The organism is Desertivibrio insolitus (genome assembly GCF_017355965.1).
Classification (GTDB): domain Bacteria; phylum Actinomycetota; class Actinomycetes; order Actinomycetales; family Microbacteriaceae; genus JAFIQW01.
Window position 1 is genome coordinate 288,276 of the sequence record NZ_JAFIQW010000002.1, and the last position, 12,603, is coordinate 300,878.

The window sequence follows — 12,603 nt, forward strand, 5'->3', positions numbered from 1 at the left end:
CTAGGGGGCCGCGCAGAACGACGGCAGCAGGTCTGCCGAGGCGCCGGCCGGGCACGGGTCGAACGTGTAGATCACGAGGGTCCCGAGCAGGAGGAGCATCGCGGTGCTGAGGCCGTTGGCCCAGTGCAGCACGCGGCGGATGGTGGGGTTGTACGCGTAGTCGTTCGTGATGGTGCGCATGCCGTTCGCGCCGTGCAGCAGCGCGAGCCAGAGCAGGAGCGTGTCCCACACGATGAAGAAGGGGTTCGCCCACTTGCCGGCGACGAACGCGAAGTCGATCGCGTTGACGCCCTCGCCGGCGACGAGGTTCACGAAGAGGTGACCGAAGATCAGCACCACGAGCACGACGCCCGAGGCGCGCATGTAGATCCAGCCCCACTTCTCGAAGTTGGTGCTGCGACGGGCGACGCGCGCGCTGCGCGGGGCCTCGACCTGTTCGGTGGTCATCGTCGTCAGCCTCCGAAGACGTGCATGAGGTGGCGGGGGAGGAAGCCTGCGAGCAGGACCACCCAGAGGGCGATCACGGCCCAGAACATCAGGCGGTGGTACTTGGTGCCGACGCTCCAGAAGTCGATCAGGATGATGCGCAGACCGTTCAGGGCGTGGAACCCGATCGCGGCGACGAGGCCGGCCTCACCGAGACCCATGATCGGCGTCTTGTAGGTGTTGATGACCGCGTTGTAGGCCTCGGGGCTCACTCGCACCAGCGCGGTGTCGAGGATGTGCACGAGCAGGAAGAAGTAGATCGCGACGCCGGTGATCCGGTGCAGCACCCACGACCACATGCCTTCGCGACCGCGGTAGACGGTGCCCCGCGGCCCGCGGTGAGGAAGCGTTTCCCGCTTCGTCACAGTCTTCATCGGCGTCGTTGTGACCACGCCCAGAAGTGTATTCGGTACGTCCCCCATCCGCTGGTTAGGGGTCCCTAACTGTCTTGACGTCGAGACACCGTCTCCCTAGGGGTGAGGCGGGGGCGGATGCCGCGGGCTCGAGGCATCCGCGGGTCGGCTCCGACCAGCGCCATCAGCCCTGCCTGCCGACGCCCGCCGGCGTGCGCGCGTCCATCGCGACCCGGTACCACTCGAGCAGGTCGTCGCACACCGACTCCCACGAGCGCTCACGCACCTTGCGCCGGCCCGCCTCGCCCATCCGCGCCCGCAGCGCGGGGTCGTGGGTGAGCAGTGCGACGAACGTACGCATGCGCTCCTCGCCGATAACATCGAAGAGGAAGCCGTCCTCTCCGTGCGCGACGAGGTCGATCGGGCCGCCGGCGTGCGGCGCGACGACCGGAACGCCCGAGGCGTGCGCCTCCTGCAGCGTCTGCCCGAACGTCTCCTCGTTGCCGGTGTGCACGAAGAGGTCGAACGCGGCATAGGCGTCGGCGAGCTCGTCGCCGGTGAGCTTGCCGAGATAGGTGACGGGCATGTCGTGCAGTGCCCGCTCGACGGAGGGGAGTGCCGGGCCGTGCCCGACCAGGGCGAGACGAATGCCGCGGAGCCCGCGTAGCGCCGCCAGGCGCTCGAGCTGCTTCTCGGGGGCGACGCGTCCGACGTAGCCGACGACGATCTCCCCGTTCGGCGCGAGCTGCTGCCGCAGGGCGACGGCGCTCGGACGCAGGCGGTTGCGCGGGTGGTAGCGCTCGAGGTCGACGCCGCGGCCCCAGCGGTGCACGCGCTCCACGCCCGCCCGCTCGAGGTCCTCGATCGAGGCCGTCGACGGCGCGAGGGTGAGATCGGCGGCGTTGTGGATCCAGCGCACGACCTTCCAGGCGAGCCCGGCGGCGCCCGTCAGTCGATTGCGGCGCGCGTAGCCCGCGACATCCGTTTGGAAGATCGCGACGCTCGGGATACCGAGCTTGTTCGCGGCGGCGATGGCCTGCGCCCCCAGGAGAAAGGGGGAGGCGGCGTGCACGACGTCGGGCTTGAACTCGGCGAGCAGCCGCGAGACGGCGGGGTTCGGCAGCCCGACCGGGAACTGCCGGTACGCGATGGCCGGCACCTCGTGCACGGGGAAGCCCTCGAACTGCGCGGGCGCCCCGGCGGCCGGCACCACCACGATCGCGTCGTGGCCGCGGCGGCGGAGGTGCCGCAGCACCTGCACGACGCTGCCGGAGACGCCGTTGACGGTGGGAAGGAAACTCTCGGTGACGACGGCGACGCGCATGCGGTGCTCCCCTCGGCGGCGGTCGTGGGCGACGCTACGCAAGAGGCATGACGCGCGAGTGAACGGTCAGTGACCCGTAGATGCTCGTCATAAGGTGGCGGGCATGCCGAGGAACAACAAGCCCGTCGAGGACTTCTACGCGATCATCCCCGCCGGAGGGATCGGCTCCCGCCTGTGGCCGCTCTCCCGCGCAGACGCGCCCAAGTTCCTCCACGACCTGACCGGCTCCGGCACCACGCTGCTGCGCGGCACCTGGGACCGTCTCGCCCCGCTCGCCGGCGACCAGCGCATCATGGTCGTGACCGGTCGCGCCCACCGCGCCGCGGTCGAGGCGCAGCTGCCCGACCTCGCCGACCACAACGTCGTGCTCGAGAGCGAGGGTAAGGACTCCACCGCCGCGATCGGGCTCGCCGCCGCGATCCTGCACAAGCGGGAGCCGGATGTCGTGGTCGGCTCGTTTGCGGCCGACCACGTGATCAACGACGTGCGCGGCTTCCGCCGCTCCGTCACCGAGGCCGTCGCCGCCGCGAAGGCCGGCTACATCGCGACCATCGGCATCGAGCCGACCGAGCCCGCGATCGGCTTCGGCTACATCAAGGCCGACGGCGACCTCGACATCCAGGGCGCCCCGAGCGCGATCAAGGCCGACAGCTTCGTCGAGAAGCCCGACCTCAAGACCGCGAAGAAGTACGTCAAGGACGGCAACTACCTCTGGAACGCGGGCATGTTCATCGCCCGCGCCGACGTGCTGCTCGACCAGCTGAAGAAGGAGAAGCCCGAACTGCACGCCGGGCTCCTCGAGCTCGCCGCCGCCTGGGACACCTCCTCCCGCGGCGCCGTCGTCGACCAGGTCTGGCCGAACCTCGAGAAGATCGCCATCGACTACACGGTCGCCGAGCCCGCCGCCGCGCAGGGTCGCCTCGCAGTGATCCCCGCCGACTTCGACTGGGACGACGTCGGCGACTTCGCCTCGATCGCCAAGCTGCACTCCGGCGGACGCAAGTCCGACCTCGCGATCCTCGGCGAGAACGCGCGCATCCTCGCCGACTCCGCGAGTGGCATCGTCGTCAGCCAGAGCGACCGCCTCATCTCGCTGGTCGGTGTCGAGGGCATCATCGTCGTCGACACGGATGACGCGCTGCTCGTCACCACGACCGAGCACGCCCAGCGCGTGAAGAGCGTCGTCGACGCGCTGAAGCTCAGCGGCCGCGAGGACGTGCTCTAGGCCACGCAGCCGCCGAAGCGGGAGCCCTCGGGTCTCCGTCTGCGGGTTCGCCTAACACCGGCAAGCGCTAGCCCGAGTCATCCGGCTAACGGAACGGTAACGACTGCCTCCGGGGCTTGATTCGGCCGAGAAGCGGATGCCGCGTGCTCAGTAGGTTCAGCCGCATGCCTACGCTTCCCCGCGCTCTCGCCGCCACCGGCCTCGCCGGCGCCCTGTTCCTGACCGGCTGCGCCTCGGCGCCCGAGGCCGACAACAGCAACTCCGAGTCGGACTACTGCGCCCGCATGGTCACGAACTCCGGCGGCCTCGAGGACCGCTCGTTCAACCAGTCGAGCTGGGCCGGCCTCGAGCAGGCGCAGGAGGACCTCGGCATCGAGGCCGAGGTGCTCGTTTCCACCAGCGCGAACGACCTCCAGCCCAACGTGGACCAGGCCGTCGAGTCCGGATGCCAGTTCGTGCTCACCGTCGGCTTCGAGCTCGCCGACTCGACCGCGGCCGCCGCCGAGGCGAACCCCGACACCCACTTCGCGATCGTCGACGAGATCGTCGAGGCCGACAACGTCAAGCCGATCGTGTTCGACACTGCTCAGGCCTCCTTTCTCGCCGGCTACCTCGCCGCGGGCGTGAGCCAGACCGGCGTCGTCGCGACCTTCGGCGGCGGCAACCAGCCGCCCGTCACCCTCTTCATGGACGGCTTCGTCGACGGCGTCGCGAAGTACAACGAGACGCACGGCACCCAGGTGCGCGCCCTCGGCTGGGACAAGGCCGCCCAGGACGGCCTCTTCACCGGCGACTTCGAGAACGTGAACCTCGGCCGCACGACGACCCAGTCGCTCATCGACCAGGGCGCCGACGTCATCCTGCCGGTCGCCGGTCAGGTCGGCGAGGGCGCGGCCGCCGCGGCGCTCGAGGCCGGCAACGTCTCCATCATCTGGGTCGACAACGACGGGTACGAGACCCTCGACGAGTCGTTCCGCCCGATCCTGCTCACGAGCGTGATCAAGAACACGACCGACGCGATCATCGAGATCGTCGGCGACGACGTCGACGGCGACTTCACCAATGAGCCGTTCGTCGGCACGCTCGAGAACGAGGGCGTCGGCCTCGCGCCGTACCACGACCTCGAGAGCCGCGTCAGCCCCGAGCTCCAGGCCGAGCTCGACCAGCTCGAGCAGGACATCATCGCGGGCACCCTCGTGATCGAGAGCCCGAGCGCGCCGTAACCCCGTCGGTCGAGTAGGCGGCGAAGCCGCCGTATCGAGAGACCCGCGCGAGAGGGGCGGATGTCACGCGGCATCCGCCCCTCTTCCGCATCGAAGTGTCAGTTCCGCGGCCCACCCCCGCCGAATGACCCGTCGAACTGACATCTCGAGGGCGACTCGGCCTGCGGCGACCGGCGAGATGTCACTTGTGGTGGCTCGACGCCACCCTCAGCAACCGCAACTGACATCTCGACAAGGGTTCGAATGACTCGCGCATCAAGCGATGCCCCCGCACCCACGCAACACACCCCTCTTATTACGCACAGATTTCGCGACAATCGCGGATTCGTAACGCTTCCGGCACAGCGGGGCCGAAGGGGCAGAGACGGCCGTGACCCTCCCGTAACGTATGGAAACAATCGACCCGACGATGCCCGTCGGGCTGCACTTTGGAGGAAAACTTGAGGACCACTCCGCGTAAGGCCGCCCTCGGCGGTCTCGCCACCCTCAGCGCCATCGCGATGCTCGCCGGCTGTGCGTCGGCTCCCGAGGAGTCGGGCGGCGGCACCACCGAGGCCAGCGGCGACTTCCTGCCCTGCATGGTCTCCGACGCCGGTGGCTTCGACGACAAGTCGTTCAACCAGGCGGGCTTCGAGGGCCTCACGGCCGCGGCCGAGGAGTTCGGCGTGGAGCCGATCACCGTCGAGTCGGCGGATGACACGGTCTACGAGTCGAACATCAACAACTTGATCGACCAGGGCTGCACCATCATCGTGACGGTCGGCTTCCTCCTCGCCGATGCGACCGCCGCCGCGGCCGAGGCGAACCCGGAGACGCAGTTCGCGATCGTCGACGACGCGTCGATCGACGCCGAGAACGTCAAGCCGCTGACCTTCAACACGTCGGAGGCCGCGTTCCTCGCCGGCTACGCCGCTGCCAGCTACTCGGAGACCGGCGTCGTCGGCACCTTCGGTGGCATGCAGATCCCGACGGTCACCATCTTCATGGACGGCTTCGTCGACGGTGTGAACTACTACAACGAGCAGACCGGTGAGAACGTCCAGGCCATCGGCTGGGACGTCGCCGGCCAGACCGGCTCGTTCACCGGTGGCTTCGCCGCCGGTACCGAGGCCCGCAACGTGGCCCAGTCGCTGATCGACCAGAACGCCGACGTCATCATGCCCGTCGGTGGCCCGATCTTCCTCAGCGCCGGTGAGGCCATCCGCGACGCCGGTCGTGAGATCGCGCTGATCGGTGTCGACTCCGACGCGTACGAGTCCGCTCCCGAGCTGTCCGACCTCTTCCTCACCTCGGTGCTGAAGGGTGTCGCCGCCGGTGTCGAGGACGTCGTCACGGCGGCCGGCAACGACGAGTACTCGGCCGAGCCCTACGTCGGCACGCTCGAGAACGACGGCGTCGGCATCGCGCCGTTCCACGACTTCGAGGACGCCGTCGACCCCGAGCTCGAGGCCACGCTCGAGGACCTGCGCCAGCAGATCATCGACGGTGAGATCGAGGTCGAGTCGCCCTCGGCTCTGAGCTAACAGCTCCACCACCACCCGTCGGGGAGGCCAGCGATGCTGGTCTCCCCGACGGCGTTTCCCGGCGGACGCCCTCACGAGGGGCCGGACGCCCCGAGAGATTAGATTGGGCACCATGAAGCTCGAACTCCGCGGCATCACCAAGCGCTTCGGATCACTCGTCGCCAACGATCACATCGACCTCATCGTCGAGCCCGGTGAGATCCATTGCCTGCTCGGTGAGAACGGTGCAGGCAAGTCGACGCTCATGAACACCCTGTACGGCCTCTACCAGGCCGACGAAGGTGAGATCCTCCTCGATGACGAGGTGCAGCACTTCGCCGGACCCGGCGACGCCATGGCCGCCGGCATCGGCATGGTGCACCAGCACTTCATGCTCATCCCCGTGTTCACGGTCGCCGAGAACGTCATGCTCGGCAACGAGCAGACGAAGGCCGGCGGACGCCTCGACCTGAACGCCGCTCGCGCGAAGGTGCGCGAGATCTCGGCCCGGTTCGGGTTCGACATCGACCCCGACGCCCTCGTCGAAGACCTTCCCGTCGGCGTGCAGCAGCGCGTCGAGATCATCAAGGCGCTCAGCCGCGACGCGAAGGTGCTCGTGTTCGACGAGCCCACCGCCGTGCTGACACCGCAGGAGACCGACGAGCTCATCGGCATCATGCGCCAGCTCAAGGCATCCGGAACCGCGATCGTCTTCATCACCCACAAGCTCCGCGAGGTGCGCGAGGTGGCCGACCGCATCACGGTCATCCGCCTCGGCAAGGTGGTCGGCGAGGCCGAGCCCACCGCGACCAACGCGGAACTCGCGAGCCTCATGGTGGGCCGCGCCGTCGAGCTGACGGTGCAGAAGGATGCCGCCAAGCCCGGCGCCCCCGCGCTCGTGTTCGACCACGTCTCGGTCATCGACGACCTCGGCCACCTGGTGGTCAACGACGTGAGTTTCGACGTCAAGGCGGGGGAGATCCTCGCGATCGCCGGCGTGCAGGGCAACGGCCAGACCGAGCTCACCGAGGCGCTGCTCGGCCTGCAGCCGCGCGTCAGCGGCAGCATCACCCTCGACGGCAACGAGCTCACCGGACGCAGCGTGCACTCGATCCTCAACGCGGGCGTCGGCTTCGTGCCGGAGGACCGCAAGGAGGACGGCCTGGTCGCCGAGTTCACGATCGCCGAGAACCTCATGCTCGACCGCAGCGACTCGGAGCCGTTCGTCAAGCGCGGCACCCTGCAGCTGTCGTTCCTCGAGGACTTCGCGCGCGAGAAGGTCAAGGAGTTCGACGTCCGCGCGCAGGGCATCGACACGCACGTCGGCCGGCTCTCCGGCGGCAACCAGCAGAAGGTCGTGCTCGCCCGCGAGCTGAGCCGCGACCTGCGCCTGTTCGTCGCCGCGCAGCCCACCCGCGGACTCGACGTCGGTTCGATCGAGTTCGTGCACACCCGCATCGTCGAGACCCGCGACTCCGGCATCCCGGTCGTCGTCATCTCGACCGAGCTCGACGAGGTCGTCGCGCTCGCGGACCGCATCGCGGTGATGTACCGCGGTCGCATCGTCGGAATCGTGCCGGGCGACACCCCGCGCGACGTCCTCGGACTCATGATGGCGGGCGAGGTCCCGGCCGGAACGGAGCTCGCCGCATGACCAGCCAGGATCAGCAGGTCCCCACCCAGGGGCAGCCTCAGCTCGGCGGCCCCGAGCCGGGGCAGCAGCCGAACGTGAAGCCGGATGATTCGGGCTCGCGCTGGACGCAGACCGCGCGCGACATCACCGGCGGCACCGTCGGCGTCTCGATCCTCGCGGTCGTGCTCGCCCTCATCGTCGGCGCGATCCTCATCGTGCTCACCGAGCCCGACGTGCAGGCTACCGCGGCGTACTTCTTCGCCCGCCCGGGAGACACGTTCCGCGAGATCTGGAGCACCGTCTCCACCGCGTACAGCGCGCTGTTCCAGGGCGCGATCTACAACTTCCGCCGGCCGGAGTTCGCGACGGCAATCCGCCCGCTGACCGAGACGCTCAACTACGCGACCCCGCTCATCGCGGCCGGTCTCGGCGTGGCCGTCGCGTTCCGCGTGGGCCTGTTCAACATCGGTGGTCGCGGTCAGATCCTGATCGCGGCGGCGGCCGCGGGCTTCGTCGGCGCGTACGTGCCGCTGCCCCCGGTGCTGCACCTGATCGTCGCGCTCCTCGCGGGTATTGCGGGCGGCGCGATCTTCGCGGGCATCGCGGGACTGCTGAAGGCCCGCACCGGCGCCCACGAGGTGATCGTCACGATCATGCTCAACTACGTCGGCTTCTACCTGCTGTCGTACATGCTGCGCACCCCGGGTCTGCTGCAGGCGCCGGGCAGCAACAACCCCGAGGCGGCCGACACCCTGCCGACCGCGGTGCTGCCCGACCTGTTCGGCTCGGCGTACAACCTGAACCTCGGCTTCATCCTCGTCATCGCCGCGACAGTGTTCGTCTGGTACCTCTTCAGCCGCTCGAGCCTGGGCTTCCGGTTCCGTGCGGTCGGTGAGAACCCGGATGCCGCGCGCGTGGCAGGCATCAACGTCAAGAACACCTACGTGTACGCGATGCTCATCTCCGGCGCGCTGATCGGTCTCGCCGGGTCGCAGCAGGTGCTCGGCACGATCACGACGGGCTTCTCCTCGTCGATCGACGCGGGCATCGGCTTCGACGCGATCACCGTGGCGCTGCTCGGCCGCTCGCGTCCGCTGGGCGTGTTCCTCGCGGGCGTGCTGTTCGGCGCACTGAAGGCCGGTGGCTTCGCGATGCAGGCCGCCGCCGGCGTGCCGATCGACATCGTGCTCGTGCTGCAGTCGCTCATCGTGCTGCTGATCGCCGCGCCGCCGCTCGTGCGCACGGTGTTCCGCCTCCCAACGCCGGGGCAGAAGAAGCCCGTCAAGCCCCAGAAATCCGACAAGCACCGGAAGGCCGTGGTGACCCGATGACCGCCGTTGCCCCGCAGGCCGCCGCCGTTCCGGTTGATGCCGCCCGCATCCGCAGCTGGAAGACGCCGGTCATCCTGGCCGTCTTCTCCCTGATCGCGATCCTGCTGTTCGTCGCGCTCCGCCGCGGCGACCAGACCGGCTTCCGCCTCTCCCGCGGTGCCGACCTGCTGCAGCTGCCCGAGATCACCCTGCCGACGCTCGCCACCGGCGTCGTCGTCTCGCTGATCCTCGTCGGCATCACGGCGTTCAGCGCCTGGCTCACCAGCCGCTACGTGCGCACCCCGCTGTGGCTCATCACCGCGTTCGCGATCGTGTTCATGGTCGGCTTCCTCACCTGGACCGCCGCGGATGCCTCGCTGCCGGTGTACGGCCTCTTCGTCGGCACGATCGCGCTGGCCGCGCCCCTGATCTTCGGCGCCCTCGGCGGCGTGATCTCGGAGCGCGTCGGCGTCGTCAACGTCGCCATCGAGGGTCAGCTGCTGGCGGGCGCGTTCACGTCGGCCGTCGTGGCATCCGTCACGAACCAGCCGCTGCTCGGCCTCGTCGCCGCCATGGTCGCGGGCGTGCTCGTCTCGTTCGTGCTCGCCGCGTTCGCGATCAAGTACATCGTCGACCAGGTGATCGTCGGCGTCGTGCTCAACGTGCTCGTCACCGGGCTCACGAGCTTCCTGTACTCGCAGGTGCTCACCGAGGACGCCGCAACGCTCAACTCGCCGGAGCGCTTCTCGACGATCCCGATCCCGATCCTCAGCCAGATCCCCGTCATCGGGCCCGCGCTGTTCCAGCAGACGATCATCGTCTACCTCATGTACATCGCGGTCGCGGTGGTGTGGTTCGCGCTGTTCAAGACCCGCTGGGGCCTCCGGCTGCGCAGCGTCGGCGAGCACCCGACCGCCGCGGACACGGTCGGCATCAAGGTGAACCGCACCCGGTTCATCAACGTGTCGATCGCCGGCGCGATCGCCGGTCTCGGTGGCGCCTACTTCACCCTCGGCTCGGTCGGCACGTTCACCAAGGAGATGACCGCGGGCGCGGGCTTCATCGCCCTCGCGGCCGTCATCTTCGGCCGCTGGGACCCGATCCGCGCGACCCTCGCGGCGCTGCTCTTCGGCTTCGCGCAGAACCTGCAGAACGTGCTCAGCGCGATCGGTTCGCCGGTGCCGAGCGAGTTCATGCTCATGCTCCCGTACGTCCTCACGATCTTCGCGGTCGCCGGTCTCGTGGGTCACGCCCGCGGACCCGCCGCGAGCGGAAAGCCCTACATCAAGTCATGACGACAGCAGCAGATACCGCCGCCGCCCGTCCGATCGACCCCGTGTCGGCCGACGCCGAGGCATCCGTCATCAAGCACGCCGACGTCGACTGGCTCGCCCTGCGCGCCGCCGCCGTCGACGCGATGCAGAAGGCGTACGTGCCCTACTCGAAGTTCCCCGTCGGAGTCGCGGCGATCACCGACGACGGCCGCGTGATCAGCGGATGCAACGTCGAGAACGCCTCGTATGGGCTCACCCTGTGCGCGGAGTGCACGCTCGTCTCGACGCTCATGATGACCGGGGGCGGCAAGCTCACGGCGTTCACCTGCGTCGACGGCAACGGCGGGGCGCTCATGCCGTGCGGGCGCTGCCGTCAGCTGCTGTTCGAGCACTCCGCCGAGGGCATGCTGCTCGACACCATCTCCGGCATCCGCACGATCGACGAAGTGATCCCGGATGCCTTCGGCCCGCGCACCCTGCAGGAGTACCACTCGTGAGCTCTGTCGAAGCCTTCGACGCCGTCGACCTCATCCGCGTCAAGCGCGACAAGGGCGTGCTCTCGACCGAGCAGATCGATTGGCTCGTCGACGCGTACACCCGCGGCTACGTCGAGGACGCGCAGATGTCGGCGCTGACGATGGCCATCCTGCTGAACGGCATGGAGCGCCGCGAGATCCGCGACCTCACCCTCGCGATGATCGCCTCCGGCGAGCGGATGAACTTCGACGGGCTCGGCAAGCCGACCGTCGACAAGCACTCGACCGGGGGAGTGGGCGACAAGATCACCCTCCCCCTGATGCCGCTCGTCGCGTCGTTCGGCGTCGCGGTGCCGCAGCTCTCCGGCCGCGGGCTCGGTCACACCGGCGGCACCCTCGACAAGCTCGAGAGCATCCCCGGCTGGCGCGCGGCACTGTCGAACGAGGAGCTCTTCGCGCAGCTGCGTGACGTCGGCGGGGTGATCTGCGCGGCCGGCAGCGGCCTCGCCCCGGCGGACAAGAAGCTCTACGCGCTGCGCGACATCACCGGCACGGTCGAGGCGATCCCGCTGATCGCGTCGAGCATCATGTCGAAGAAGATCGCCGAGGGCACCGAGTCGCTCGTGCTCGACGTGAAGTTCGGCTCGGGCGCCTTCATGCAGGACCCGGCGCTGAGCCGCGAGTTGGCGCAGACGATGGTCGACCTCGGCAACGACGCGAGCGTGCGCACGCGCGCCCTGCTGACCGACATGAACGTGCCGCTCGGCCTGACCATCGGCAACGCCAACGAGGTGCGCGAGTCGGTCGAGGTGCTCGCCGGCGGCGGCCCCGCGGATGTCGTCGAGCTGACGGTCGCGCTGGCCCGCGAGATGCTCGCGCTGGCCGGTCAGCCCGACGCCGACGTCGAAGCCGCCCTCAAGAACGGCCAGGCGATGGACACCTGGCGCAAGTTCGTGATCGCCCAGGACGGCGACCCGGATGCCGCGCTGCCGCAGCCTCGCGAGACGCACACGGTCACGGCGCCGCGCTCGGGCGTGGTCGCCACGATGGAGGCGCTGCCCTTCGGCATCGCCGCGTGGCGCCTCGGCGCCGGCCGCGCCCGTGCGCAGGACCCGGTGGTGCACGCGGCGGGCATCGACCTGCACGTGAAGCCCGGCGACCAGGTGACGGAGGGCCAGCCGGTGTTCACGCTGCTCGCGGACGACGCGGCGCGGTTCGAGCGGGCGCTCGAGGCGGTCGAGGGGGCGTGGAGCGTGGCTGATGCAGCGCCGAAGCGTGGCCCGATCGTGGTCGACACCATCGGCTGAGCGGCTCACCCGGGATACACAAAAGCTGTGGCCCTTCCGCACTTACCGGAGGTAACCACCGCCCCCGCTCGCACTAGCGCTGTTTTGCCTCAGCGCGCGCGGCCCTCCTGCGTCAACTTCCGCTCAATCTGTGGAACTTGGGCTTGTTCGGGCAAGTCGTAGAAATGCCCTTTCGCTGCTCCGTCGAATCTCTTCAATGGCTAGTATTCGCCCGTGGCCGTTCTGCGAAGCCTGAGGCAAGGCACCAAGAAGTTCCGATTGCATCCCACTCGCGTGGATGGAGAGTGGAGCGTTGTTAGCGACTCCTCCTCGGGAGTGCTATTTCAGCTCACCACGTTCGGATCGGACGAGCGTGTTTCTGAGCCGAAGCCGAGCCAGACAATCCAGCTGGACGCCGACATGGCGCGGGAGTTGATCGCGGCTCTGCGCGCGACCTTTGGTTCTCTCGAGTAGCGCCCGTTCGAACGGCGTACCGTGTGGTGCCATCGGC

The 12,603-nt window shown here is 68.9% G+C and carries 12 protein-coding genes; 9 read left to right on the forward strand and 3 right to left on the reverse strand.

The genetic code is table 11. The annotated features are described in order from the left end of the window. The 3 genes from JUB10_RS05405 to JUB10_RS05415 form a co-directional block, all read right to left on the reverse strand. Complete coding sequence (locus tag JUB10_RS05405) at nucleotides 1-447, reverse strand: succinate dehydrogenase hydrophobic membrane anchor subunit (RefSeq protein WP_207454645.1); 447 nt, start codon at nucleotides 445-447, stop codon at nucleotides 1-3. Nucleotides 448-452: 5 nt separating this feature from the next. Continuing rightward, nucleotides 453-860: a succinate dehydrogenase, cytochrome b556 subunit gene (gene sdhC, locus JUB10_RS05410; protein ID WP_207454926.1), complete on the reverse strand. Its 408-nt coding sequence runs from the start codon at nucleotides 858-860 to the stop codon at nucleotides 453-455. Between the two features lie 163 nt (nucleotides 861-1,023). Then, a complete protein-coding gene (locus tag JUB10_RS05415) occupies nucleotides 1,024-2,163 on the reverse strand; it encodes a glycosyltransferase family 4 protein (RefSeq protein WP_207454646.1) in 1,140 nt (379 codons plus the stop codon). 103 nt (nucleotides 2,164-2,266) lie between these two features. Between JUB10_RS05415 and JUB10_RS05420 the strand changes: the two genes are divergently transcribed. From JUB10_RS05420 to JUB10_RS05460, 9 genes are all read left to right on the forward strand, one after another. Further along, nucleotides 2,267-3,388 (forward strand): mannose-1-phosphate guanylyltransferase, encoded by a 1,122-nt coding sequence (locus tag JUB10_RS05420; protein WP_207454647.1) that lies wholly within the window; start codon nucleotides 2,267-2,269, stop codon nucleotides 3,386-3,388. A 164-nt stretch (nucleotides 3,389-3,552) separates the two neighbouring features. After that, a complete protein-coding gene (locus JUB10_RS05425) occupies nucleotides 3,553-4,611 on the forward strand; it encodes a BMP family lipoprotein (RefSeq protein WP_207454648.1) in 1,059 nt (352 codons plus the stop codon). 440 nt (nucleotides 4,612-5,051) lie between these two features. Beyond that, entirely contained in the window at nucleotides 5,052-6,134 is a 1,083-nt protein-coding gene (locus JUB10_RS05430; RefSeq protein WP_207454649.1) for a BMP family lipoprotein, read from the forward strand. Between the two features lie 112 nt (nucleotides 6,135-6,246). Then, nucleotides 6,247-7,767: an ABC transporter ATP-binding protein gene (locus tag JUB10_RS05435; RefSeq protein WP_207454650.1), complete on the forward strand. Its 1,521-nt coding sequence runs from the start codon at nucleotides 6,247-6,249 to the stop codon at nucleotides 7,765-7,767. After that, nucleotides 7,764-9,077: an ABC transporter permease gene (locus JUB10_RS05440; protein WP_207454651.1), complete on the forward strand. Its 1,314-nt coding sequence runs from the start codon at nucleotides 7,764-7,766 to the stop codon at nucleotides 9,075-9,077. Before JUB10_RS05435 ends, JUB10_RS05440 begins: the two co-directional genes overlap by 4 nt. Further along, on the forward strand, nucleotides 9,074-10,351 hold the full coding sequence (locus tag JUB10_RS05445) for an ABC transporter permease (RefSeq protein WP_207454652.1): 1,278 nt from the start codon (nucleotides 9,074-9,076) through the stop codon (nucleotides 10,349-10,351). The genes JUB10_RS05440 and JUB10_RS05445 overlap by 4 nt, the downstream gene beginning before the upstream one ends. After that, the gene (locus JUB10_RS05450) at nucleotides 10,348-10,827 is read left to right on the forward strand and encodes a cytidine deaminase (RefSeq protein WP_207454653.1); all 480 of its coding nucleotides are present in this window, start codon (nucleotides 10,348-10,350) and stop codon (nucleotides 10,825-10,827) included. The genes JUB10_RS05445 and JUB10_RS05450 overlap by 4 nt, the downstream gene beginning before the upstream one ends. After that, a complete protein-coding gene (locus JUB10_RS05455; RefSeq protein ID WP_207454654.1) occupies nucleotides 10,824-12,113 on the forward strand; it encodes a thymidine phosphorylase in 1,290 nt (429 codons plus the stop codon). The genes JUB10_RS05450 and JUB10_RS05455 overlap by 4 nt, the downstream gene beginning before the upstream one ends. 213 nt (nucleotides 12,114-12,326) lie before the next feature. Further along, nucleotides 12,327-12,566 (forward strand): hypothetical protein, encoded by a 240-nt coding sequence (locus JUB10_RS05460; protein ID WP_207454655.1) that lies wholly within the window; start codon nucleotides 12,327-12,329, stop codon nucleotides 12,564-12,566. Nucleotides 12,567-12,603 lie beyond the last annotated feature (37 nt).